This window comes from Pseudovibrio denitrificans JCM 12308, from assembly GCF_001310815.1.
In the GTDB taxonomy this organism is placed as follows: domain Bacteria; phylum Pseudomonadota; class Alphaproteobacteria; order Rhizobiales; family Stappiaceae; genus Pseudovibrio; species Pseudovibrio denitrificans.
This window is the reverse complement of record NZ_BAZK01000034.1, coordinates 16,359-38,575: the sequence shown is the minus strand read 5'-3', so window position 1 is coordinate 38,575 and position 22,217 is coordinate 16,359. Positions and strand designations below refer to the sequence as shown.

The following is a 22,217-nucleotide window of genomic DNA, read 5'->3' as shown; positions in this document are numbered from 1 at the left end:
CCCGTGAGCTTGCGCGATAAGTTTGATCGTATTGCGCCGCTCTTTGAAAAGGGTGGCAAATACGAAAAGTTCTACGCCGTCTATGAGATGGTGGACACTTTCATCTACACTCCAAAAACAGTGACCAGCGTTGCGCCGCACGCTCGTGACCATGCTGACCTTAAGCGTGTCATGACCTACGTTGTGCTGGCGACGATCCCTGCGATCCTGTTTGGTATGTATAACACCGGCATGCAGACCAACTCAGCACTGGCTGCGATGGGCATCACCGAGCCAGCTGGCTGGCGCGCTGCGATCCTGTCTCTGCTGGGTATCGGCTTTAATCCGGACAACATCTTCGCCAACATGGCGCATGGTGCTCTGTACTTCCTGCCAATCTACATCGTAACGCTCGGTGTTGGTGGTATCTTCGAAGTGCTGTTCGCCATTGTGCGTGGTCACGAAGTGAACGAAGGCTTCTTCGTTTCTTCCATGCTTTACACGCTGATCCTTCCAGCTTCCACTCCGCTGTGGCAGGTTGGCCTTGGTATCGCGTTTGGTGTGGTTATCGGCAAGGAAGTGTTCGGTGGTACCGGCAAAAACTTCCTGAACCCGGCGCTTGTTGGCCGTGCGTTCCTGTACTTCGCTTATCCGGCAGCAATGTCCGGTGACGCGGTTTGGACGCCAGTTGATGGCTTCTCCGGTGCGACTGCACTGGGTGTTGCTGCGGCTGACGGCATGCAGGGTCTGGCTGCGAATGGCATCACCTGGACCAGCTCCTTCATCGGCACCATTCAGGGTTCCTTTGGTGAGACCTCCACGATTGCAATTGCGATCGGCGGTGTGTTCCTTGTGACCACGGGTATCGCGAACTACCGTCTGATTGTTGGCTGTCTGGCTGGTATGATCGGCTTCAGCTTACTGCTGAACCTGATCGGCTCCGACACCAATCCAATGTTTGCAATGCCTTGGTACTGGCACCTTGTCACTGGCGGCTTCATGTTCGGCCTCGTGTTCATGGTGACTGAGCCGGTGACGGCTGCAATGACCAATCCGGGCCGCTACATCTATGCTGCGCTGATTGGCGTGATGTGTATCCTGATCCGCGTCATCAATCCGGCCTTCCCTGAAGGTATGATGCTGGCAATTCTGTTCGGCAACATCTTCTCCCCGCTGATCGACTACTTCGTTGTGAAGGCGAACATCACACGGAGGATGAAGCGCCATGCCTAATGCTGAAAACACAACAGCTCCAACAGGTCTGTGGGCGCGCTTCAACGCGATGCCTCTGGACTCTGCACCGCGCACGATTACCGTTGCTGTGGTTCTGTGTCTGATCTGTTCCATGATTGTTTCCGGCGCTGCGGTGATGTTGAAGCCACAGCAGGAAATCAACAAGACGCTGGATAAGAAGACCAACATCCTCAAGGTTGCTGGCCTCTACCAGGATGGCATCGATGTTGAAAAGGCATTTGGTGCCTTCGAACCTCGCCTTGTTGATGTTGCGACTGGCAAGTTTTCTGATGCAGAAGACGCTGCGACCTATGACCAGCGTGTTGCTGCGAAAGATCCAGCTCGTTCTATCGCTCTGGCAAACGATCCGGCATCCATCAAGCGTCAGGCAAAACTGGCTTCCGTTTATCTGCTTCGTGATGATGCGGGTAAAATCGAACGCATCGTTTTGCCGGTTCACGGTTACGGCCTGTGGTCTACGCTTTATGGCTTCATCGCACTGAATGCTGATGGCAATGAAGTGTACGGCCTGCGTTTCTACGCTCACGGTGAGACACCTGGTCTCGGCGCTGAAGTAGACAATCCAAAATGGATGGCTCAGTGGCCTGGCAAGCTGGTTTATGGCGATAACGGCGCAGTTAACATTGGCGTCGGCAAAGCTGCTCCAGCAGGTATTGATGGCTCCAAACACCACATTGATGCGATTGCAGGTGCAACGCTGACCTCCCGTGGTGTCGACAACCTCGTCAAATTCTGGATGGGCGAGCAGGGCTTCAAGACCTTCCTCGACAATCTGAAAAAAGGAGAGGCGTAATGGCTGGCAAAGACTTCTCCATGCTCAAGGACCCGTTGGTCGATAACAACCCGATCACACTTCAGGTTCTTGGCATCTGTTCCGCACTAGCGGTAACGTCCTCTCTGAAAGTTGCGTTTGTGATGGCGATTGCGGTGACGCTTGTGACGGCGTTCTCCAACTTCTTCATCTCCATTCTGCGTAACCAGATCCCGTCTTCTATCCGCATTATCGTGCAGATGGTGATTATTGCGTCTCTCGTTATTCTGGTTGACCAGATCCTGAAGGCGTATCTCTATGAGATCTCCAAGACACTGTCCGTGTTCGTTGGTCTGATCATCACCAACTGTATCGTGATGGGGCGCGCTGAAGCATTTGCAATGAAGAACCCACCAATCCCATCCTTCCTTGATGGTATCGGTAACGGTCTGGGTTACTCCCTGATCCTGCTGCTGGTTGGTGTAGTTCGTGAGCTGTTCGGCTCAGGTTCCCTGTTTGGTGTTCAGATCCTTGAAACCGTCAACAACGGTGGCTGGTACGTGCCAAACGGTCTGCTGCTGCTGCCTCCGTCCGCGTTCTTCGTGATTGGCTTGCTGATCTGGGCATTCCGTACCTGGAAGCCTGCGCAGGTTGAGAAGCGCGAATATAAAATCATGGAAACTGAGGGAGCTCACTGATTATGGAAGGGCTTCTTTCCCTCGCCGTAAAGGCGATCTTTATCGAAAACCTTGCGCTCTCCTTCTTCCTTGGAATGTGTACGTTCCTTGCGGTTTCCAAGAAGGTTGAGACTGCGTTGGGTCTGGGTATCTCCGTTGTTGTTGTGCAGGCTCTGACTGTGCCAATCAACAACCTGCTCTACACCACGCTGCTGAATGAAGGCGCGCTGGAGTGGGCTGGTCTTGAAGGTACTGACCTGCGCTTCCTGGGTCTGATCTCTTACATCGGCGTTATCGCTGCTGTGGTGCAGATTTTGGAAATGTTCCTCGATCGCTATGTTCCTGCGCTTTACAATGCGCTGGGTATCTTCCTGCCGCTGATCACTGTGAACTGCGCCATCATGGGTGGTTCTCTGTTCATGGTGGAGCGTGACTACAACCTGGCAGAATCCTCCGTTTACGGTGTTGCTTCCGGTATTGGTTGGGCGCTCGCGATTACTGCAATGGCTGGTGTGCGTGAAAAGCTGAAGTACTCTGACGTTCCTGATGGACTGCAGGGTCTTGGTATCACCTTCATCACCGCTGGTCTGATGGCTATGGGTTTCATGGCTTTCTCAGGCGTGAAGCTGTAAGGGAGACGAGCAGATGCAAGACTTTACCTGGGGCATTACGCTCTTCACTCTGATCGTGCTTGCGCTGGTGATCGTCATTCTCATGGCGCGCAGCAAGCTGGTTGCTTCCGGCGACGTTAATATCGAAATCAACGGTGAGCGCACTGTATCCGTTCCTGCGGGCGGTAAGTTGCTCAATGTTCTGGCTGATCAGAAGATCTTCGTTCCTTCCGCCTGTGGTGGCGGTGGTACCTGTGCTCAGTGCCGCGTGAAAGTGCATGAGGGCGGTGGTTCCATTCTGGCGACTGAGGAAAGCCACATCACCAAGCGTGAAGCGCGCTGTGGTGACCGTCTTTCCTGTCAGGTTGCTGTGAAGCAGGACATGAAGATTGAAGTGCCTGAAGAAGTGTTCGGCGTGAAAAAGTGGGAGTGTACTGTTCGCTCCAACGAAAACGTTGCGACCTTCATTAAAGCGCTGGTTCTGGACCTGCCAGAAGGCGAAGACGTGAACTTTCGTGCTGGTGGTTACATTCAGATTGAAGCGCCTGCGCACAAGCTGAAGTACACCGACTTCGACATCGAAGAGCAGTATCGTGAAGATTGGGACAAGTTCAATCTGTGGCAGTATGAGTCCATCGTGGACGAGCCAGTTGAGCGTGCTTATTCCATGGCGAATTACCCGGACGAAAAAGGCATGATCATGCTGAACGTTCGTGTTGCTTCTCCACCTCCTGGCACCACAGGCATTCCGGCTGGTAAGATGTCTTCGTTCATCTTCAACCTGAAGCCAGGTGACAAGGTGACCATCTCCGGTCCGTTCGGTGAGTTCTTCGCTCGCGAAACTGACAAGGAAATGGTGTTCATCGGTGGTGGTGCTGGTATGGCACCAATGCGCTCCCACATCTTCGATCAGCTGAAGCGTCTTGAGAACCGCGATCGTAAGATCACTTTCTGGTACGGTGCGCGTTCCAAGAAAGAGATGTTCTTTGTTGAAGACTTTGACCAGCTGGCGAAAGAGTTCCCGAACTTCACATGGCATGTGGCGCTTTCTGATCCTCAGCCAGATGATGATTGGGACGGTTACACCGGGTTCATTCACAACGTGCTCTACAACGAGTACCTGAAGGACCACGCTGCGCCAGAAGACTGCGAGTACTACATGTGTGGTCCTCCAATCATGAACCAGTCCGTGATCAACATGCTGCTTGATCTGGGCGTGGAACGTGAAGACATCATGCTAGATGACTTCGGCGGCTAACCGCTGAAAGTACTGCGAGAATTAAGAGACCCGGTGTCGAAAGGCGCCGGGTTTTTTATTCTCATGAGACTTAATGATGTCAGACTTATAGCGGCGTAAAACAGGCACACTTGCAAAGTGCGTTTAGGGTTTACTTGACTAAACCTAGAATTGCATGTGTTTATGTGCTCAGTTTTTTGGAGTGGAGAGTTCATGCATGCCGAATGCTAAATCTTTGTGGCGAGTTGAAAAAATAGCAGTCACATATGGGATCGTTTACATCCTACTTTATTTGAGCATTTGGCTGGTTTTTCATTACACACAAGAGCTGTTTAATGTCGCGATCACGGCTAATAGCCTTCCTACGATTTTGCTGGTGATTTCAGGTATTATTATCGGATTCAATCTGTTTCGTTCAAACCATCAAAAAATCAAAACTAAGGACTTGTGCAAGTTGGCATTGGCCTGTTCTGCATGTGCTTACTTGTTTGTTCTGGTTTTTAAAGAAGCTACCAACGGTACCATTCTTCTTCATATTATTGAGCAGTATCTCAGCAAGAGTGGTCTTGTTGGTAATGGCTTTGATCTCCCGGGATTTGAGCGAGAGCTATTGATTGTTAGCCCTCTTAGCCAAACCCCATTGGACTTCGCTGCGCGTTTTATATTTGGTTTGGTTGCCTTACTGTTTTCAGGATTTGGGATTGAATTATCTGTCTCGTTGGGATTGTTGTTCTTGCTATTGCTCCATTTTCTGGGCATGGCGCTTTGCACTGCATTGGGACTATTTGTTGGTAAATGGTTTGCTGAAAAGCGTATCAAAACAAAAGGCTAGTTGAACATGCTGGAAACTCTCCGCTCTCTTGAAAATCAACTTCTTCTGCCTTCAGTTCGTGGAGATCACCAGCAACTTGAGTTGTTGCTGCATCCAGACTTCATTGAGATTGGTGCGAGTGGTCGGATGTATGATCGGGCGCAGATACTCGATGCGCTTCCGGAAGAGGCCGCGGATTATCCTGTCAGAACAATAGAGAATTTTCGCCTGCGGGAGTTAAGCAGCGGGCTTGTTCAGGTGTTTTACAGCATCGTTGAGAATGAAACGCAGCGGACTTCTATCTGGAAGTTTGAGGGCGAGCAGTGGTCTATGATTTATCATCAAGGAACACGATGGGCATCGTAGTAGGCGAGCAATCCTCACAGTTCTCTAAAATCCGACTGATTGCGTGCGCGTGGCCTAAATGAATTGGGGCCTAGTATGTGGGGTGGTGAATTTTCACTAGGGCCTGACGCGCTTGTGAGCATCTTTTTTCAGGCTCTGACGCTTGTTGCGCGTTTCCTTTGCGGGTGCTGAACCGTCCAGCAGGGATGCGCTGTAGAGGGTTGGGTATGACGCATAACACCGCTTTGCTCATCATTGCATGTCAGAATGACCATTTCCCAGGTGGGAAGTTTGAGTTGCCCAAGCAGATGGAAGCTGCGGGGAACATTGTTGAACTGCTGAAAGATGCGAGGCAGCACCACGAGTTCGTCATTCATATCAAGCATGTCTACAAAGACCCTAATTCCCCTTTCATGGCTGAGGGATCATTTGGGGCTGAGATCAATAAGATGGTCTGGCCAAAACAAGACGAACCGATTGTCACCAAATACAGTTTCAACGCATTGGAGGGCACCAATCTCAAGCAGTTGCTGACGGATCACAAGATTGATGATCTGGTGATCTGCGGATCAATGACTCAGTACTGCATTGTTGAGACAGCGCGTGCCACCATGGATCTGGGATATCCGGTGACCGTGATTTATGATGCCTGTGCAGCGAGTTGCATGGAGTTCCGCGGGCGCGAAGTCTCCGTTGATGATGTGCAGGCTGCGATCATGGCTTCGCTCATTTTTTCTAATGCGTCTGTGGTATCGACGGATGAGTTTCTGACACATCCGCACTAAGCAGCGTGGCTTTGATAGCCGAACTTTTGACGGTACTGACCGGGGCTTAGTCCTGTGGTTTTGATGAAGACACGGCGACAGGCGGTTGGGTCGTCGTAGCCAACTTCCCACGCGATCTCATTGAAAGAGCGTTTGGTCTGCTCCAGTTGCTGACGGGCTTCAGTGATGCGCAGTTGCTGGAGGTAAGCGTTGGGTGTGTGGCCTGTTGCGGTTTCAAAACGGCGCAGGAAGGTTCTGCCGGTGAGGCCAGCTTTCTCTGCCATGTCGGGCACCGTCAGCTTTTGCTTGTAAGCCATCTGCAGCCAGTGCTGGGCTTTGAGGATGGCCTGATCGCCATGGGAGAGGTTAGGATAGAAGCGGCGATAGTTTTTTTGCTCCCGTCCTGCTGGATCTATGAGAAAATGACGAGCGACGTCCAGCATGGTTGCGTGGCTTGCGAAGTGATCGATGAGTCTTAGGCCGAGATCTGTCCAGGCCATTATGCCGCCGGCGGTGATGACGTCGCCTTCGTCCACGATCATCTTGTCCGTGTCGAGCTTCACATGCGGGAACCGTTCTGCGAAGCTCTCTGTAATGGCCCAATGAGTTGTCGCAGGTCTGCCGTCAAGAATGCCAGTTTCGGCAAGTAAGACAGCGCCAACGCAGATGGAGCAGAGGATAGCGCCGTGCCCATGCTGCTGTTTGAGCCATTGAGTTAGGGCTGGGGAAACTGTTGGTTGCTGAGCTGCCAGACTGGGAGGAGGATGACTGCGGAGAATGTGTTGTTTTCCATAGTCGGCAGCTGATCTTGCTGAAGGATCACAGCTCTATGCGCGTTGCTTCACCCTTGTTTGCGGCGTTGAGCATGTCAACGAGGCCGTAAACAGCTGAAAGCTGGGCACCCGGATAGGAGAGGATGCCAATGCGATGATGTTTGTCCGAGTAGCTCATTTGGCGATTATAGCATGTTTTATGTCGTATATGCCAATCGAGGGATTGGTGGATGCAGATTAGGTTGGCTGCATAAGAACAAACCTATGGAGGCATACATGTCTAAGTCAGCACTGGTTATCGTCGATGTGCAGAACGATTACTTCCCGGGCGGTGCTTGGGAACTGAAGGGGCAGGTTGAAGCTGCTCAGAACGTCAAGCGCTTGCTGGAAGACAGCCGCAGCAAGAACACACCGATCATCCATATTCAGCATGTGGTGGAAGCAGGTGATGCGCCGTTCTTCAACAAAGGCACTGAAGGCGTTAAAATTCATGAGACTGTGTTGCCGCAGGATGGTGAGCCGCTTGTTGTGAAGCAGTTTGCAAACAGCTTCCTTGAGACCAATCTGAAAGAGGTGTTGGACGCGCAGGGCATTGAGCATCTGGTTGTTGTTGGTTCCATGTCTCACAACTGCATTGATGCGACAGTGCGCGGTGCTGTTGATCTGGGTTACACCGCAACCATCATTGATGATGCCTGTGCAACTTTGGACATGGAGCATAATGGCGAAGTGATCCCAGCAAAGTACGTGCACGGTGCCTTCATGGCGGCTTTGGCATTCGCTTATGGCAAGGTGATCACGACAGACGACTATCTGGCGGGATAACTGCGCACTTTCAGATGAGTTCAGGAGCCAGCTGTTCAAGCTGGCTTTTGGCGTTGTTAGCTCGGGATTTTATAAAATCTGCTTCTTAAAATCCGGCATGCTTAAACGTGTTGCCCTTATTGTCTGCGCTGAAAAGACCAATAGGACTGAGGTGTGCTTATGCCAAAAAGGGCCCTAATTATTGTCGACTGCCAGAACGATTATTTTCCAGGTGGTGCCTGCCCTTTAGCTGGGCAAGTTGAAGCAGGAAAAAACATTGCCCGTCTTCTGGAGGTGGTTCGCGACAACGACGAGAACGTCATTCATCTCCAGCATATGTATAAAGATAAGTCAGAGCCTTATCTGGTTGAAGGATCTCCCGGGGTAGAGATTAACGAGTGCGCCAAGCCCGTTGATGGGGAACCGGTTGTCGTTAAAAACTACATGAACGGCTATAAGGATACTAACCTACAGCAGATCCTTGTTGAGGCAGGTATTGATGAAATCGTGATGTGTGGCTCCATGAGCCAGAACTGCGTGAACGCAACCGCGCGGCAAACTCTGGATCTGGGCTATCCGTTGACGATTATCTATGACGCCTGTGCGACAGAAGACCTTGAGTTCAATGGTGTGAAAGTGCCAGCGGATCACGTTCATACCGCGATGATGGCGTCCTTGCGTTTTGCGCATAGCAACGTGATTTCGACAGATGAGTTTCTGGACACGGTGAATGGAGCGTAAGCGACTTTTTTCATGAACAGCCTGTAGAGGGGATATGACCAAAAAGGCCCTTATCATCATAGATTGTCAGAATGACTTCTTCCCGGGTGGGAAGTGTGAGTTGGTGGGGCAGGTCGAATCTGCAGCAAACATTCAGCGTTTGCTCAAAGCTGCGCGTGAAAACAAAGATATCGTTGTCCATATTCAGCATTTTTTCAAAGACAAGTATGCACCCTTCCTGGCTGAAGGAACCATCGGAGCTGAGCTACATGACAGCTGCAAGCCGGTGGAAGGGGAGCATGTGGTGGTGAAGTACACGGCGAACAGCTACCTCAACACCAACCTTCAGCAAATCCTCGAGGATGCCGGGGTTGAGGAGATCGTTATCTGTGGGGGCATGTCTCATTTGTGCATTGATGCAGCAGCGCGGGCGACTGTTGATCTGGGGTATCCGATTACCGTTATCTATGATGCTTGTGCGACCTGTGACCTTGAGTTTGAGGGGGAAGTTGTGCCTGCAAAGTATGTGCAAGGGGCAATCATGGCTGCACTTTCCTTTGCCTATGGCAAAGTGATTACTACCGAAGAATATCTGGCTGTCTGAGCTGGGCTGCATGTGTGTGGACCGCTCTTTATAAGGTCTGGCGCTTACCTCTAGATTTTATGAAAAATGCGGGTTTTTCTGGCTCAGTTCCGTCAATCGATATCTATTAGAATGTTCGCGAACTGCCTGTGACAGGAGGTGTTGAACGGAAAATGACGAGGACAGCGCTGCTGATAATTGACTGTCAAAACGACTTCTTTCCCGGTGGGAAATGTGAGTTGGAAGGGCAGTTGGAAGCTGCAGGGAACATTCAGATGTTGCTTGCAAATGCACGCGCTCAGGATCAGACCATCGTTCACATTCAACACCACTTCAAAGAGAAGGATGCGCCGTTTACTGTTGAGGGGACCATCGGAGCAGAGATCCATGACATGGCCAAGCCGTTGCCGCATGAGCCTGTGGTGACCAAGTACACCTCCAACATCTTCCTCAATAACAATCTCAAGCAAATTCTGGATGATGAGAATGTTGAGGAGCTGGTGATTTGCGGCTCCATGAGCAAGGACTGCATTGCTGCGGCAGCGCATGCGACGACGGAACTGGGGTATCCGATTACGATTATCTATGATGCTTGTGCGACGCGTGAGCCGGGGGCGAATGACCAGTCGTCGCAACAGGAGTTTGTGCAGGCAGCGATCATGGCTTCACTGTCGTTCATTTGCAGCAATATCGTCTCAACAACAGAGTATCTGCAGCGAAATTCGATAGCCTGAGGGGTTACTCTGCGAGTGTGCTTTCTGGCAGGGCAACTGGTTGTGAGTTGCCGTTGATCTTCTTCAAGCCGATCAGGAATGGACCGATGGCAAGCACCATGAATGTGGCTGCGAGCAGGAATGGTGCGCCAGGGTAATAAAGCTCTGCTCCATCAGCTGTGAAGTGGGTGAAGAGCTGGGTCATCATCAGTGTGGAGAGCACCAGTGTGAGGCCGATGATGCTGGTCAGTGCGCCTTGCAGACGGCCCTGTTTGTCCTGAGAGACGTGGTGGCTCATCAGGGCTATCATTGCAGGTGGGATCATGGCACCAAGCGCTGCTGGTGGGAGCAGCAGGATGACGGTGAGCGTGTTGGGTGCGAAGGCGAAGCCCAACAAGGCGATAACGGCGAAGAAGAAGCCATAGAGAACCGTTTTGGCTTCTCCCTTGCGAGGGATGATCCAGCGGATGAGGCCGCCTTTGACGCTTGAGAAGCCTATGCCGACGATGGCAAGGGAGAGGCCCACTTGTGCGGTGGTCCAGTGGAAGGCTTCAATGGTGTAGTAAGGCCAGATGGCCGGGTACACGAAGTTCGCCATCTCAAACAGGAAGAGGGCGATGAACAGCCACATCAGTACAGGTGTCTGGGCGATGTCCAAAGCCGCCCCAACAGGGTTTGCTCTGCGCCAGCGGATGGCTTTTCGCGCTGCTTTTGGCAGGGTCTCTGGCATATAGAACAGACCGTAGACGAAGGTGATGGCGATCAGGATCGCGGAAATGTAGAACGGTACACGAATGCCGAAGAGGGCGAGGGTGCCGCCAATGACAGGGCCAATCACAAAGCCGAAGCCGATGGCTGCACCGACCATGCCAAAGCGGGTGGCGCGTTTGCCGTTGTGGGAGATGTCGGAGACGGCTGCGTAAGCGGTGGCGTAGGTAGCGCTGGCCACTCCGGCGAGTAGCCTGCCGATGAACAAGACCCAGAGCGAGCCTGCGAAGGTCATGATCAGGTAGTCGATTGTCAGGACAGCCAGTGAGATCAGCAGCACTGGGCGGCGGCCAAAGCGGTCTGAAATTGCGCCAACGGCAGGGCCGAAGAGGAACTGCATGGCAGCGTAGCTTGCCGCGATGTAGCCCCCCCAGAGGGCTGCGTCTGCGATGGTGGTTTGGCTGAGTTCTGCAACCAGTGCCGGGGTCACCGGAATGATCAAACCAGCACCAATCGCGTTCAGCAAAACAGTCCCTGCAATGAAGACAAGGGTATGAAAATCCTGTTTTGACCTGATAGCTTGCAGTGCCGGCAGCATTCTTTTCTCGTTTTTTCGCTAAATGCTATGTAACAAAGCGCTCCAGCAAGTAAAGAAAAAACTCAGCATTTGTGCATATGCCGCAGGTCAAACAGTCGTCATGAAGATTTATTTACGCCAAGGTGGTGTTTCTTTAGCGAAGAAGGCAGCAATTCCGGCTTGTGCTTCAGATGTTTCCCATCTATCCGCTAGGGCATTTGCTGTGTAGTCAATCTGATCTTCTACCTGCATGCGTGCCAAATTCTGACAAAGTGCTTTTGCATCGGCAACCGCGCCCGGTGCGCAGTTCAGATAAGCTTCTGCTTCTTTCTGCGTTACTGCGTGCAGGTCATCGGCTGATGTCACCAGTGAAACCAGACCCAGATGACGGGCTCTTTCTGCGCCAAATGGACGGGCGTTCATGAACACCTGACGGGCATGACCTTCACCCAGACGGCGTACCACATACGGGCCGATGGTTGCCGGGATCAGGCCGAGGCGGGTTTCAGTGAGGGCGAACTTGGTGTTGTCGGCTGCGACCACCAGATCACACACACTGAGCATACCAACACCGCCGCCATAGGCTGGGCCGTGGACGCGGGCGATCAGAGGCTTTTTCATGCTGTCGAGGCGTTTGAGCATGCCTGCCAGACGGTTGGCCTCCTGCATCTTGCCGATACGGTCTTTTTCAGCCTGTGCCTGCATCCATTTGAGGTCGCCACCAGCGCAGAAGGTTTCGCCATCTGCAGCCAGAATGACAGCGCGGGTTTGCTCGCAGTTGTCGAGCTCCTCGGCTGCGGCTGCAAGTTCGTCCATCATTTCAGCATTCATGGCATTGTGCTTTTCAGAGCGTGCCAGCCATAGGGTGGTGATACCGTTTTCGGCTTTCTCGATGCGAATGTTCTCAAAGGTCATGCGGCGGCTGCCTCTTTAATGGAGAGAATGAACTCTTGCGTTTGTTCCAGCTTTTCGATGTCCAGACCGGTATCGTAGTCCAGCAATTTCGCCATTTTTGCGACTGCCAGTGTGCTGACGTTGCCTTTGGCTCCCGGAGCATAAGGACATCCACCCAAGCCACCGATTGCGGAGTCGAATGTCCGCAGACCCATCTTGATGCTGGACATGATGTTAGCCAGAGCCAGATCCTTGGTATCGTGGAAGTGGCCCGCAAGCTGTTCAACAGGAACAACCTTCAGCACTGCGTCCAGCATGGCCTCGGTTGTTTCCGGAGTTGCAGCCCCGATGGTGTCGCCGAGGGAAACCTCGTAGCAGCCCATCTGTAGCAAACGTTCGGAGACCATGGCGGTGTTCTCAACCGGTGTTGGGCCATCATAGGGGCACTCAACAACGCAGGAGACGTAACCTCGAACCGGAATGCCGTCTGCTTTTGCGGCTTCCACGATTGGAGCGAACCGGTCGAAGCTCTCTTCAATGGAACAGTTGATGTTCTTTTGCGAGAAGCCCTCAGACGCAGATGCGAAGATTGCAACTTCATCCGCACCGGATGCTTTAGCGCGCTCGTAGCCTTTGATGTTTGGCGTTAGCGCGGTGTAGCGAATGCCGGGCTTGCGAGCGATGCCTGCAAACACTTCCGCCGCATCTGCCATTTGTGGCACCCACTTGGGCGAGACGAAGCTTGATGTTTCGATCTTCTCAAACCCGCATTCGGAAAGGCGGTTGATCAGTTCGATTTTGCTTGCTGTTGGGATCAGCGTTTTTTCATTCTGAAGGCCGTCGCGTGGGCCCATTTCAAAAATGTTTAGTTTCTTGCTCATCGCTGATCAAACCTCCTCGTCGATAGCGCGGGCACGAAGTTCTCTGCGGATCACCTTACCGGTTGTTGTCATTGGCAGGGCTTCGACAAATTCCAGTTCTCTTGGATATTCATGGGCAGCCAAACGCTGCTTAACAAACTCAGAAAGTTCTTTGGCGAGTTCATCAGAAGGCTCAATGCCTTCCTTGAGCACAATGTAGGCTTTGACGATCTCAGTCCGCAGTTTATCCGGCTTGCCGATCACACCTGCCATGGCAACAGCGTCGTGTTTCAGCAGGCAGTCTTCAATCTCGCCGGGGCCTATGCGATAGCCGGAAGACGTGATGACATCATCGTCGCGGCCAACAAACTGGATCCAGCCGTCCTTGTCCATCACGCCTTTATCGCCCGTGATGAGAAAGTCGCCGGAGAACTTCTTCTTCGTGGCTTCCGGGTTGTTCCAATACTGCAGGAACATAACAGGGTTCGGTGCGCGAACGCCGATGTTGCCGAGCTGACCGGTTTCCAGAATGGTGCCGTTATCGTCTACAATCTGCACATCAAAGCCCGGCACGGCTTTGCCGGTGACACCGGGACGGGTTTCCATCAACTCTGCGCAGGTGGAGACAACAAGATTGCACTCTGTCTGGCCGTAAAACTCACTGATTGTCAGGCCAAATGTATCGTGGCCCCATTGGATCAGTTCAGCGCCGAGGGCTTCGCCACCACTGCCGAGAGAGCGGAGAGAGTAGTTCCAGCGGTTCTTCGGATTCTCAACCTGCCGCATCATCTTCAACGCGGTTGGAGGGATGAAGGCATTGCGAATTTTTAGATCCTGCATCAGCTGGAAGGCTGCTTCGCCGCTGAACTTTTTGAAGCGACAGGCGACGACTGTAACACCGTGGTGCAGGCTTGGCAGGAGAACATCAATCAAACCGCCAATCCATGCCCAGTCCGCAGGCGTCCAGAAACGGTCACCTGCTTTCGGGAACATGTTGTGCGGCATCTCTACGCCAGGCAAGTGACCAAGCAGCGTGCGGTGTGCGTGCAACGCGCCTTTCGGCTGGCCTGTGGTGCCGGAGGTGTAGATGATAATAGCTGGATCTTCGGCCTTCGTCTTCACCGGTATGAAGTCTTCGCTCTGCTCTGCCATTTCTACATGGAGCGAACGGGTGCCGAAGTCAGTGCCCTCAATATTCAAGATTAGTTCAAGCTCTGGCAGGCTTTCGCGGATCTTTTCAAGCTTTGCAGCACCTGCGTTGTTGGTGATGAGAGCTTTGGCGCCGGAGTTACCCAGTCGGTACTCCAGTGCTTCTTCGCCAAACAGGGAGAAGAGCGGAATAGAGATGCCGCCGAGCTTGTGAATTGCGATATGGGAGAAGGCTGTCTCTGGTGCTTGCGGCAACAGGATGCCAACACGATCACCGCGATTAATGCCTTGTGAAATGAGCAGGTTGGCCAGCTGATTGCTCAGCTTTTTCAAGTCACCGAACGTGTAGGTGGTTGTTGGCCCTTCTTCTTCAGCGAAGATGAGTGCTTCGCGGGCGGCATCTTTGTCCGCCCACTTGTCACAGATATCTACGCCAATGTTGAAGAACTCCGGGATGTTCCACTGAAACTTTTCTCGGAGTTCCTCATAGGTATTCGCAGATGGCAACAACGGTTATTCCTCCTCCTCAAGCGTGAGGAGTATAACGCCTTCTTCCACCTGGTCACCTGCGTTCGCCATCACTTCTGCCACCACACCATCACGTGGTGCTTTGAGAGAGTGTTCCATCTTCATGGCTTCAGTGACAATCAGGGTGTCGCCCTCAGATACCTTATCACCCGGCTTGCAGTTTACTGCACGCACAAGGCCTGGCATTGGAGAGGTGATTGCATTGCCTGACGCTGCACTGTCATCCTGCTCTGCCAGATGATCCGGCAGGTCAAAGCGCCATGTCACACCATCAGAGAAGAGTGTGAGGCTGGTGTCTTCGACGAAGAAATCTGCAGAGGTGATCTGACCGGAGAAGTCCACGCGCATGTGGTTGTTATCTACGGAGAGGATCTGCAGATCGAACGTCTCACCATCAACCGTCACTGTCAGGCTGCCATCATGATGACGGCTTGCAACAACCTCGGTCACTTCATCACGCCATGAGAGGTGTGCGAACTGCTTTGCAGCGGTCCAGTGACGCCAACCGGTGAGGCTTACCCATGGATCATCATCTAATACGGCAGTCTCAGCTGCAAAGCCGAGCTCGATGAGAGCGGCCATTGCAAAAGCATGCCGGGTTGGGGCTGTTGGTTTGGTGAGAGCTTCCAGCTCACGGTCGATGAGACCTGTATCCATCTCACCTTTTGCAAAGCCCTCGTGGTTACACAGGCGGTGCAGGAAGGTGATGTTGGTGGTGCAGCCGACTGCGTGGCTCTTTTCCAATGCCAGAGACATTTTTGCCAGAGCTGCTTCACGAGTTTCGCCGTGGCAGATCACCTTTGCGATCATTGGATCGTAGTAAGGGGTGATCGTATCGCCTTTGCGCACACCGCTATCGATGCGGGCAAACAGTTCTGGCAGCTTTAGCTCGTTCAGCGTTCCGGTTGCTGGCAGGAAGCCTGCTTCCGCATCTTCTGCGTAGATACGTGCTTCGAATGCATGTCCGAAGATGGTGAGCTCGTCCTGCATCAGAGGCAGAGTGCCACCAGCTGCTACGGAGAGCTGCCAGTTGACCAGATCTTGACCGGTGATTGCCTCGGTCACAGGGTGTTCTACCTGCAAGCGGGTGTTCATTTCCATGAACCAGAAGCGATCAGGACGCAGACCATCAGAGCCATCAACGATGAACTCAACAGTACCGGCCCCTTCATAGCTACAGCCTGCGCTGCTTTGACGGCAGCTTCGCCCATGGCGTTGCGCATCTCTTCAGTCATGCCGGGGGCAGGAGCTTCTTCGATCACCTTCTGGTGGCGACGCTGCAGGGAGCAGTCGCGCTCGAACAAGTGAACAGCATTGCCATGGCCATCACAGAAGACCTGAACCTCGATGTGGCGAGGGGACAGGATGTACTTCTCGATGAGCACGCGTGGATCGCCAAAGCTGGACTGGCCTTCACGTTGAGCGCCTTCCAGCGCTTCGATGAAGTCTGCCGGGTCATCAACGCGGCGCATACCTTTACCGCCGCCGCCTGCGCGGGCTTTGATGAGAACTGGATAGCCGATCTTTTCAGCTTCGCTTTTTAGGAACTCGCCGTCTTGGTTGTCACCGTGATAGCCCGGTACAACAGGAACGCCGGATTCTTCCATCAGCTTCTTCGCTGCGTCTTTCAAACCCATCGCGCGGATTGCGTCCGCTGGTGGGCCGATGAAGACGAGGCCAGCAGCTTCTACCGCTTCCACGAACTCTGGGTTCTCTGAAAGGAAACCATAGCCTGGGTGGATGGCGTCTGCGCCGCTGGTTTTAGCTGCTGCGAGCAGCTCAGGAATGTTGAGGTAGCTTTCTGCCACTGGTGCTGGGCCGAGGCGGTAAGCTTCGTCGGCCATTTGCACATGACGAGCATCGCGGTCGGCGTCTGAGTAGACAGCCACAACTTTGATGCCGAGGGCTTTGGCGGATTTTGCAACACGGCAAGCAATTTCACCGCGGTTGGCAATGAGGATTTTCTTGAACACTATGCTGCCCCCTTACATGCGGAAGACGCCGAATGGCGTGTCTTCGATTGGTGCGTTGAGGGTTGCTGCGATGGACAGAGCCAATACGTCGCGGGTTTTGCGCGGGTCGACAATGCCATCATCCCAGAGGCGAGCAGAAGCGTAGAGCGGGTGCCCTTGCTCTTCAAACTGATCGATGATCGGCTGCTTGAAGGTTGCTTCCTCTTCTGCTGACCACGTGCCGCCTTTACGCTCAATGCCGTCACGACGCACAGTTGCCAGCACGCCAGCTGCCTGTGGGCCACCCATCACGGAGATACGGGAGCTTGGCCATGTCCAGAGCATTCGCGGTGAGTAAGCGCGGCCACACATGCCGTAGTTGCCGGCACCGAAGGAGCCGCCGATGAGCATGGTGATTTTTGGAACTTTGGCACATGCCACTGCGGTGACGAGCTTTGCGCCGTCTTTCGCGATGCCGCCTGCTTCGTACTTCTGACCGACCATGAAGCCGGTGATGTTCTGCAGGAAGACCAGCGGGATTTTGCGTTGACAGCACAGTTCAACGAAGTGCGCGCCTTTGAGGGCTGCTTCGGAGAACAGGATGCCGTTGTTGGCGATGATGCCAACAGGCATGCCGTGGATGTGAGCGAAACCGGTGACGAGCGTGGTGCCGTAGCGGGCTTTGAACTCATCGAAGCGGGAACCGTCGACCACGCGGGCGATTACTTCGCGTACGTCGTATGGAGTTTTAAGGTCCGCAGGGACAACGCCGAGGATTTCTTCCGGGTCGTAGAGCGGATCTTCTGGCGTTTGCAGCAGAAGCTGGTCCGGCTTGCGACGGTTGAGGTTGGAGACGGCCTGACGGGCCAGCGCCAATGCATGAGCGTCGTCACGGGCCAAGTGGTCTGCCACACCGGAGAGGCGGGTGTGAACATCCCCGCCGCCTAGATCTTCAGCAGAAACCACTTCGCCCGTGGCGGCTTTCACCAGTGGAGGACCGGCGAGGAAGATGGTGCCTTGCTCTTTCACGATGATGGTCTCATCGCACATGGCTGGCACGTATGCGCCGCCAGCGGTACAGGAGCCCATAACCACCGCGATTTGCGGAATGCCCTTTGCGGACATATTGGCTTGATTGTAGAAGATGCGGCCAAAGTGCTCTTTATCCGGGAACACTTCATCCTGCTGAGGCAGGTTCGCTCCGCCGGAATCCACCAAGTAAATGCATGTGAGATTGTTCTCCATGGCGATTTCTTGGGCGCGGAGGTGCTTCTTTACCGTCAGCGGATAATAAGTGCCGCCCTTAACCGTGGCATCGTTGGCAACAATCATACATTCGATGCCGTTGACCCGACCGATACCGGTGACAATGCCAGCCGAAGGGGAGGCGTTGTCGTACATGTTATGGGCAGCAAACTGACCGACTTCCAGAAATGGAGAACCTGGATCGATCAGACGGGCAACGCGCTCGCGCGGGAGGATTTTCCCACGAGACACGTGCCGCTCGCGAGGGCCTTCGCCCCCACCTAACAGTGCTTGCTGGCTTGCAGCGCGGACCTCATCCATCGCGGCGAGGTGCTGGGTGCGGTTGTTCTTATAGCTTTCCGAACCCGTTGCAGCCTGAGACTTGATGACAGCCATTATTTGGTTTCCTGGAAGAGCTCACGACCAATCAGCATGCGGCGGATTTCAGATGTGCCAGCTCCAATTTCATAGAGTTTCGCATCGCGCAGCAGGCGACCGGTTGGGTACTCGTTGATGTAGCCATTGCCACCGAGGGACTGGATGGCTTCCAACGCCAGTTTAGTAGCGTTTTCTGCGGAGTAGAGGATACAGCCAGCGGAGTCCTTACGGGTGGTTTCGCCACGGTCACACGCGGCGGCCACTGCGTACACGTAGGAGCGGGAGGCGTTCATCAGGGTGTACATGTCAGCGATCTTGCCCTGCATCAGCTGGAACTCGCCGATGGACTTGCCGAACTGCTTACGCTCGTGGATGTAAGGCACAACGATGTCCATAGCTGCTGCCATGATGCCCAGTGGGCCACCGGAGAGAACGACGCGCTCGTAGTCCAGACCGGACATCAGTACGTTCACGCCTTTGCCTTCTTCGCCGAGGACGTTCTCGTACGGGACTTCGCAGTCTTCAAAGACCAGCTCACAGGTGTTGGAGCCGCGCATGCCGAGTTTGTCGAGCTTCTGTGCGGTAGAGAAGCCCTTCATGCCTTTTTCGATGAGGAAGGCTGTCATGCCACGCGGGCCTGCGTCCGGATCGGTTTTGGCGTAGACTACCAGAGTGGAGGCGTCCGGGCCGTTTGTGATCCACATTTTGTTGCCGTTGAGCACGTAGCGGTCGTTGCGCTTTTCAGCACGCAGTTTCATGGAAACAACGTCAGAACCAGCGCCCGGCTCGGACATGGCCAGAGAGCCGACATGCTCACCGGAGCAGAGCTTTGGCAGGTACTTTGCCTTTTGCTCAGGGGTGCCGTGGCGGTTGATCTGGTTCACACACAGGTTGGAGTGTGCGCCGTAGGAAAGGCCGACGGATGCAGACGCGCGGGAGATTTCCTCAACCGCAACAACGTGGGCGAGGTAGCCCATGCCGGTGCCGCCGTATTCCGGGTCAGCCGTCATGCCCAGCACGCCGAGTTCACCCATCTCTGTCCAGAGGTCATTCGGGAACTCGTTGGTCTCGTCGATCTCAGCGGCGCGCGGTGCGAGTTTGTCTTGTGCCCAACGGCGAATGGTTTCGCGCAGAGCATCAATGTCTTCACCAAGACCAAAATTCATTACGGCGTCAAACACGGCGCTTCCTCCTGCTACCGATCCAGTCAATCCACGCTCTTTGTTGAGCTTCCCAGTGGATCGCAAATTAATTAAACGAACGTTCGTTTGATTAGTAGCAGGCGCTCAGTTACTATGCAATAACCCTTAGGGCGCATTTCCTGTTGCGTATTCTTTCCCGAAAACTGCTAGGCATCACTCGGGCATGCGCAGACAGACTGCGTCTCCTATATTGAATGATAAAGGCTCAGATCGTGGCACGAACCAAAGGCTCCGTTGGCGCAGATACGAAGACTGCAATCTACTCCGCAGCGAAAAAGCTGATTGAAGCCAAGGGCTTTGAGGCGATGACACTTCGTCAGCTTGCAGCTGAAGTAGGCGTCCAGCGGGGTCTGTTTATCGCTATGTGGAGAGTAAGGACGAGCTGCTTCAGGCGTTGATGAACCAGCATATGGTGAGCCTGATTGAGAACTGGGAGAAGCTGGAAGGCAAAGGGGATGACCCGGTTTCTCGTCTCAAAGCCTTTGTTGCGTTTCACATTCGCTACCACATTGAACGCCGTGCAGATGTCGTGATAGCGAATCTGGAGCTGCGGTCTCTGGGGGAGGACTACCGTGCGGATGTGGTCACCAAGCGTAGTCAGTATGAGGCGAACCTGCGAAACATCCTTTCTGATGGTGTGAAGGCTGGTGTGTTCCCCAAAGTGGATCTGGAGGTCGCTGCTTTCGCCATTATCGCCATGCTGACTGGTGTTTGCTTCTGGTATCGCCCCGACGGACGGCTTAGTATCGATGAGATTATCGAGGTGCACCAGAAACTGGTGCTACAGGGCGTTGTGGGCTAGGGGCTATTCCTGTGATTGATCTGATTAAGCTAATTGCAGCTCTTGGAGCAGGTTATCTGCTGGGCAGTATCAGCACGGCTGTGCTGGTTGGGAAAGCCTATGGCAAGGATATCCGTGAGCATGGCAGTAAGTCTGCCGGACTGACCAACACACTTCGTGTTCTGGGAAAACCTGCTGCTTTGGTTGTTCTTTTTGGAGATATCCTGAAAGGCATCGTTGCCTGTTTGGTTGGCCTGTACCTTGGCGTTTATGCAGGTTCTGGTGTTGCGGTTGACAGTGTGAGCATGTTGCTTGCCGGGGCTGGGGCTATTGTTGGCCACAACTGGCCGGTCTTTTTCGGCTTCAGAGGCGGCAAAGGTGTGCTGACGGCTGCTGCTGTGCTGTTCATGCTGGATCCGATGATTGCAGCAAGTTGTTTGGGGACTTTTGTGCTCATCGTTGCTGCGACCCGCTATGTTTCTCTGGGTTCCATCTGCGCCGCGCTGCTGTTCCTAGTGCTTTCCTTCATCCCGATGTTTGGTCACACAATCTACTTTCAGATCTTCGCACTGGCGATGGCATCCATGGTGGTTGCCAAGCACCGCGCAAATATCGGCAGACTGCTCTCCGGTACTGAGAACAAGCTGAGCTTCTAGCCGTCTTCTTCTTGCTGTAAGTTCTGGACGCAGTGTAGAAAACTAGGAGACTTTTTTATTTCTGCGATAGAGTACTTTGGAATGTCATGTTTGATGAAGCAGTCCACCTCGCTGTAAGTACTTAACGGTATGCCATAAGCGTATAACTCGATAAAGCTTTTTAGAAGCCCACTTTTCGCTGCATCTGAATTTCTTGAATTAAAGAAAAGTTCTCGTAGCAGAAATACCCGATAGATATCTTTTCTATCCTTGGAGATCTCGATTTCCCCGTCTGATAATGTTGTTAGGGTCAAACTTCTCAAAACGTTGAGTTCTTGGGTATACTCAGGTGTATTTGCCGGTTTTGATTTCTTCCAAAGGTATGTTTTGGCAAAATAATAGAATTGGTACGCAGCGCCCACATTTATATCGAAGTGACTTGATGGAGGTGGATTGAGACCAAGGCCGAGGACATACAAAAGGCCAAATGCATCGCATGGGTTACGCTCCATCATATAGCGTTTTTCGTTTTCGAGATAACTCTCCATATCTACTTCAAGTAAGGTGTTGAGTTTGATGCATTTATCCTTACTTAATAGGCTCGAAACGGATGCCGCATCGGCTTGGTCGTTTGCAGCAAAAAGTAATAAGATTAGAAATGTAAAGAAGCTTTGCATTTGAATGTCTTGTTCTGAGTTGCATCAACTAGGTGAAGGAGTTCTCACCGAAGTGGTACCATCCGGTTCTTAATCGGAGAAGCCTTCACAATTGAGGTGTTGGTCATTGCTTTTTCGTGGAGTGGGTCGAGCAGGTCGTCGAGTTCGCTGACGTCTTTTAGGTAGATGCGGGTGACGAAGCAGTCTTCTCCGGTGACTTTATCGCAGGAGGTAAAGCGGGGCTCGTTGAGGATGAGTTGTTCCACTACATGGAGGTTGCCCGGGCTTGGTTTGACGCGCACGATTGCTTCCAGAATGTAGCCAAGCGCCTTTGGGTTTATCTCTACCGTAAAGCCTGTGATGATGCCATCCTGCTCCAGTTTGCGGACACGCTCTGTGGTGCTGGGGGCGGAGAGGCCGATGCGACTGGCCAGTTCGCTGATGGATATGCGGGCATCACGCTCCAGAATCTCGAGGATTTTGCAGGCAGTTTCGTCTAGCTGTTTTATCTCTTTAGGCACTTTTGTTCTCTCGCTTTAAAATGTGAGGGCATTTCGTGCAATTTGCCTTTTATTCTCTATATAGCAGAGAGCCGTTGCTGGCTATTTTTTCAGTCATGACGATTGGAGG

At 53.1% G+C, this 22,217-nt stretch carries 26 protein-coding genes and 1 pseudogene; 15 read left to right on the top strand and 12 right to left on the bottom strand.

Going from position 1 to position 22,217, the window contains the following annotated elements; genetic code table 11:
- Positions 1-3: 3 nt before the first annotated feature.
- From JCM12308_RS25835 to JCM12308_RS25800, 8 genes are all read left to right on the top strand, one after another.
- Positions 4-1,212, top strand: coding sequence for an NADH:ubiquinone reductase (Na(+)-transporting) subunit B (locus JCM12308_RS25835; RefSeq protein WP_054785580.1), 1,209 nt, complete (start codon positions 4-6; stop codon positions 1,210-1,212).
- A complete protein-coding gene (locus JCM12308_RS25830) occupies positions 1,205-2,026 on the top strand; it encodes a Na(+)-translocating NADH-quinone reductase subunit C (RefSeq protein WP_054785579.1) in 822 nt (273 codons plus the stop codon). The genes JCM12308_RS25835 and JCM12308_RS25830 overlap by 8 nt, the downstream gene beginning before the upstream one ends.
- The gene (locus JCM12308_RS25825; RefSeq protein ID WP_014287212.1) at positions 2,026-2,682 is read left to right on the top strand and encodes an NADH:ubiquinone reductase (Na(+)-transporting) subunit D; all 657 of its coding nucleotides are present in this window, start codon (positions 2,026-2,028) and stop codon (positions 2,680-2,682) included. The genes JCM12308_RS25830 and JCM12308_RS25825 overlap by 1 nt, the downstream gene beginning before the upstream one ends.
- 2 nt (positions 2,683-2,684) lie before the next feature.
- Positions 2,685-3,293: an NADH:ubiquinone reductase (Na(+)-transporting) subunit E gene (gene nqrE / locus JCM12308_RS25820; protein WP_008552594.1), complete on the top strand. Its 609-nt coding sequence runs from the start codon at positions 2,685-2,687 to the stop codon at positions 3,291-3,293.
- Between the two features lie 13 nt (positions 3,294-3,306).
- Positions 3,307-4,530 carry an NADH:ubiquinone reductase (Na(+)-transporting) subunit F gene (gene nqrF / locus JCM12308_RS25815; protein ID WP_014287211.1) on the top strand — a complete coding sequence of 408 codons (1,224 nt, stop codon included), beginning with the start codon at positions 3,307-3,309 and terminating at the stop codon, positions 4,528-4,530.
- A gap of 196 nt (positions 4,531-4,726) precedes the next feature.
- Complete coding sequence (locus JCM12308_RS25810) at positions 4,727-5,341, top strand: hypothetical protein (protein WP_054785578.1); 615 nt, start codon at positions 4,727-4,729, stop codon at positions 5,339-5,341.
- Between the two features lie 6 nt (positions 5,342-5,347).
- The gene (locus tag JCM12308_RS25805; protein ID WP_128647513.1) at positions 5,348-5,686 is read left to right on the top strand and encodes a nuclear transport factor 2 family protein; all 339 of its coding nucleotides are present in this window, start codon (positions 5,348-5,350) and stop codon (positions 5,684-5,686) included.
- Positions 5,687-5,892: 206 nt separating this feature from the next.
- The gene (locus JCM12308_RS25800; RefSeq protein WP_054785576.1) at positions 5,893-6,450 is read left to right on the top strand and encodes a cysteine hydrolase family protein; all 558 of its coding nucleotides are present in this window, start codon (positions 5,893-5,895) and stop codon (positions 6,448-6,450) included.
- Here JCM12308_RS25800 and JCM12308_RS25795 read toward each other — a convergent pair.
- Positions 6,447-7,109 (bottom strand): GlxA family transcriptional regulator, encoded by a 663-nt coding sequence (locus JCM12308_RS25795; protein WP_244272034.1) that lies wholly within the window; start codon positions 7,107-7,109, stop codon positions 6,447-6,449. The two genes, JCM12308_RS25800 and JCM12308_RS25795, sit on opposite strands and share 4 nt — an antisense overlap.
- A gap of 139 nt (positions 7,110-7,248) precedes the next feature.
- Entirely contained in the window at positions 7,249-7,380 is a 132-nt protein-coding gene (locus JCM12308_RS32625; protein WP_280138428.1) for a hypothetical protein, read from the bottom strand.
- A gap of 98 nt (positions 7,381-7,478) precedes the next feature.
- On the opposite strand from JCM12308_RS32625, the gene JCM12308_RS25790 reads away from it, so the two are divergent.
- From JCM12308_RS25790 to JCM12308_RS25775, 4 genes are all read left to right on the top strand, one after another.
- Complete coding sequence (locus tag JCM12308_RS25790) at positions 7,479-8,027, top strand: cysteine hydrolase family protein (protein ID WP_054785575.1); 549 nt, start codon at positions 7,479-7,481, stop codon at positions 8,025-8,027.
- Between the two features lie 159 nt (positions 8,028-8,186).
- Positions 8,187-8,747 (top strand): cysteine hydrolase family protein, encoded by a 561-nt coding sequence (locus tag JCM12308_RS25785; RefSeq protein WP_008552656.1) that lies wholly within the window; start codon positions 8,187-8,189, stop codon positions 8,745-8,747.
- A 34-nt stretch (positions 8,748-8,781) separates the two neighbouring features.
- The gene (locus JCM12308_RS25780) at positions 8,782-9,330 is read left to right on the top strand and encodes a cysteine hydrolase family protein (RefSeq protein ID WP_054785574.1); all 549 of its coding nucleotides are present in this window, start codon (positions 8,782-8,784) and stop codon (positions 9,328-9,330) included.
- A gap of 152 nt (positions 9,331-9,482) precedes the next feature.
- Positions 9,483-10,043 (top strand): isochorismatase family protein, encoded by a 561-nt coding sequence (locus JCM12308_RS25775; protein ID WP_008552582.1) that lies wholly within the window; start codon positions 9,483-9,485, stop codon positions 10,041-10,043.
- Between the two features lie 4 nt (positions 10,044-10,047).
- Here JCM12308_RS25775 and JCM12308_RS25770 read toward each other — a convergent pair whose 3' ends face one another.
- From JCM12308_RS25770 to JCM12308_RS25740, 8 genes and pseudogenes are all read right to left on the bottom strand, one after another.
- Positions 10,048-11,328 carry a TCR/Tet family MFS transporter gene (locus tag JCM12308_RS25770; protein ID WP_054785573.1) on the bottom strand — a complete coding sequence of 427 codons (1,281 nt, stop codon included), beginning with the start codon at positions 11,326-11,328 and terminating at the stop codon, positions 10,048-10,050.
- A 108-nt stretch (positions 11,329-11,436) separates the two neighbouring features.
- Positions 11,437-12,222 carry a crotonase/enoyl-CoA hydratase family protein gene (locus JCM12308_RS25765; RefSeq protein WP_054785572.1) on the bottom strand — a complete coding sequence of 262 codons (786 nt, stop codon included), beginning with the start codon at positions 12,220-12,222 and terminating at the stop codon, positions 11,437-11,439.
- Positions 12,219-13,082 carry a hydroxymethylglutaryl-CoA lyase gene (locus tag JCM12308_RS25760; protein ID WP_054785571.1) on the bottom strand — a complete coding sequence of 288 codons (864 nt, stop codon included), beginning with the start codon at positions 13,080-13,082 and terminating at the stop codon, positions 12,219-12,221. The genes JCM12308_RS25765 and JCM12308_RS25760 overlap by 4 nt, the downstream gene beginning before the upstream one ends.
- Before the next feature lie 6 nt (positions 13,083-13,088).
- On the bottom strand, positions 13,089-14,720 hold the full coding sequence (locus JCM12308_RS25755; RefSeq protein ID WP_054785570.1) for an acyl-CoA synthetase: 1,632 nt from the start codon (positions 14,718-14,720) through the stop codon (positions 13,089-13,091).
- 3 nt (positions 14,721-14,723) lie between these two features.
- Positions 14,724-14,924: a biotin/lipoyl-containing protein gene (locus JCM12308_RS31970; protein WP_244272033.1), complete on the bottom strand. Its 201-nt coding sequence runs from the start codon at positions 14,922-14,924 to the stop codon at positions 14,724-14,726.
- A 123-nt stretch (positions 14,925-15,047) separates the two neighbouring features.
- Positions 15,048-16,670, bottom strand: a pseudogene (locus tag JCM12308_RS31965) (ATP-binding protein); the annotation flags it as partial.
- 53 nt (positions 16,671-16,723) lie between these two features.
- A complete protein-coding gene (locus JCM12308_RS25745) occupies positions 16,724-18,331 on the bottom strand; it encodes a carboxyl transferase domain-containing protein (RefSeq protein WP_054785569.1) in 1,608 nt (535 codons plus the stop codon).
- A complete protein-coding gene (locus JCM12308_RS25740; RefSeq protein ID WP_174519224.1) occupies positions 18,331-19,479 on the bottom strand; it encodes an isovaleryl-CoA dehydrogenase in 1,149 nt (382 codons plus the stop codon). The genes JCM12308_RS25745 and JCM12308_RS25740 overlap by 1 nt, the downstream gene beginning before the upstream one ends.
- Positions 19,480-19,709: 230 nt before the next feature.
- Here JCM12308_RS25740 and JCM12308_RS32845 point away from each other — a divergent pair, with 230 nt between their 5' ends.
- From JCM12308_RS32845 to plsY, 3 genes are read left to right on the top strand one after another with little or no spacing between them, the layout of a single operon-like run.
- Positions 19,710-19,913, top strand: coding sequence for a TetR family transcriptional regulator (locus JCM12308_RS32845; protein ID WP_306303383.1), 204 nt, complete (start codon positions 19,710-19,712; stop codon positions 19,911-19,913).
- The gene (locus JCM12308_RS25735; RefSeq protein WP_306303382.1) at positions 19,913-20,317 is read left to right on the top strand and encodes a TetR-type transcription factor C-terminal domain-containing protein; all 405 of its coding nucleotides are present in this window, start codon (positions 19,913-19,915) and stop codon (positions 20,315-20,317) included. The genes JCM12308_RS32845 and JCM12308_RS25735 overlap by 1 nt, the downstream gene beginning before the upstream one ends.
- Positions 20,318-20,328: 11 nt before the next feature.
- On the top strand, positions 20,329-20,952 hold the full coding sequence (plsY, locus tag JCM12308_RS25730) for a glycerol-3-phosphate 1-O-acyltransferase PlsY (protein ID WP_054785568.1): 624 nt from the start codon (positions 20,329-20,331) through the stop codon (positions 20,950-20,952).
- Here the strand turns inward: plsY and JCM12308_RS25725 are convergent.
- Together JCM12308_RS25725 and JCM12308_RS25720 are read right to left on the bottom strand one after the other, a co-directional pair.
- Positions 20,949-21,608: a hypothetical protein gene (locus JCM12308_RS25725; RefSeq protein ID WP_054785567.1), complete on the bottom strand. Its 660-nt coding sequence runs from the start codon at positions 21,606-21,608 to the stop codon at positions 20,949-20,951. The genes plsY and JCM12308_RS25725 overlap by 4 nt on opposite strands.
- A 44-nt stretch (positions 21,609-21,652) precedes the next feature.
- The gene (locus JCM12308_RS25720) at positions 21,653-22,108 is read right to left on the bottom strand and encodes an Lrp/AsnC family transcriptional regulator (protein WP_008552661.1); all 456 of its coding nucleotides are present in this window, start codon (positions 22,106-22,108) and stop codon (positions 21,653-21,655) included.
- Positions 22,109-22,217 lie beyond the last annotated feature (109 nt).

Excerpts from the sequence above, each read along its gene's own strand:
- JCM12308_RS25830 (WP_054785579.1), top strand. The coding sequence starts at position 1,205 with ATGCCTAATGCTGAAAACACAACAGCTCCAACAGGTCTGTGGGCGCGC.
- JCM12308_RS25825 (WP_014287212.1), top strand. The coding sequence starts at position 2,026 with ATGGCTGGCAAAGACTTCTCCATGCTCAAGGACCCGTTGGTCGATAAC.
- nqrE (WP_008552594.1), top strand. The coding sequence starts at position 2,685 with ATGGAAGGGCTTCTTTCCCTCGCCGTAAAGGCGATCTTTATCGAAAAC.
- nqrF (WP_014287211.1), top strand. The coding sequence starts at position 3,307 with ATGCAAGACTTTACCTGGGGCATTACGCTCTTCACTCTGATCGTGCTT.
- JCM12308_RS25810 (WP_054785578.1), top strand. The coding sequence starts at position 4,727 with ATGCCGAATGCTAAATCTTTGTGGCGAGTTGAAAAAATAGCAGTCACA.
- JCM12308_RS25805 (WP_128647513.1), top strand. The coding sequence starts at position 5,348 with ATGCTGGAAACTCTCCGCTCTCTTGAAAATCAACTTCTTCTGCCTTCA.
- JCM12308_RS25800 (WP_054785576.1), top strand. The coding sequence starts at position 5,893 with ATGACGCATAACACCGCTTTGCTCATCATTGCATGTCAGAATGACCAT.
- JCM12308_RS32625 (WP_280138428.1), bottom strand. The coding sequence starts at position 7,380 with ATGAGCTACTCGGACAAACATCATCGCATTGGCATCCTCTCCTATCCG.
- JCM12308_RS25790 (WP_054785575.1), top strand. The coding sequence starts at position 7,479 with ATGTCTAAGTCAGCACTGGTTATCGTCGATGTGCAGAACGATTACTTC.
- JCM12308_RS25785 (WP_008552656.1), top strand. The coding sequence starts at position 8,187 with ATGCCAAAAAGGGCCCTAATTATTGTCGACTGCCAGAACGATTATTTT.
- JCM12308_RS25780 (WP_054785574.1), top strand. The coding sequence starts at position 8,782 with ATGACCAAAAAGGCCCTTATCATCATAGATTGTCAGAATGACTTCTTC.
- JCM12308_RS25775 (WP_008552582.1), top strand. The coding sequence starts at position 9,483 with ATGACGAGGACAGCGCTGCTGATAATTGACTGTCAAAACGACTTCTTT.
- JCM12308_RS25770 (WP_054785573.1), bottom strand. The coding sequence starts at position 11,328 with ATGCTGCCGGCACTGCAAGCTATCAGGTCAAAACAGGATTTTCATACC.
- JCM12308_RS25765 (WP_054785572.1), bottom strand. The coding sequence starts at position 12,222 with ATGACCTTTGAGAACATTCGCATCGAGAAAGCCGAAAACGGTATCACC.
- JCM12308_RS25760 (WP_054785571.1), bottom strand. The coding sequence starts at position 13,082 with ATGAGCAAGAAACTAAACATTTTTGAAATGGGCCCACGCGACGGCCTT.
- JCM12308_RS31970 (WP_244272033.1), bottom strand. The coding sequence starts at position 14,924 with ATGCCAGGCCTTGTGCGTGCAGTAAACTGCAAGCCGGGTGATAAGGTA.
- JCM12308_RS25745 (WP_054785569.1), bottom strand. The coding sequence starts at position 18,331 with ATGGCTGTCATCAAGTCTCAGGCTGCAACGGGTTCGGAAAGCTATAAG.
- JCM12308_RS25740 (WP_174519224.1), bottom strand. The coding sequence starts at position 19,479 with ATGAATTTTGGTCTTGGTGAAGACATTGATGCTCTGCGCGAAACCATT.
- JCM12308_RS32845 (WP_306303383.1), top strand. The coding sequence starts at position 19,710 with ATGATAAAGGCTCAGATCGTGGCACGAACCAAAGGCTCCGTTGGCGCA.
- JCM12308_RS25735 (WP_306303382.1), top strand. The coding sequence starts at position 19,913 with ATGAACCAGCATATGGTGAGCCTGATTGAGAACTGGGAGAAGCTGGAA.
- JCM12308_RS25725 (WP_054785567.1), bottom strand. The coding sequence starts at position 21,608 with ATGCAAAGCTTCTTTACATTTCTAATCTTATTACTTTTTGCTGCAAAC.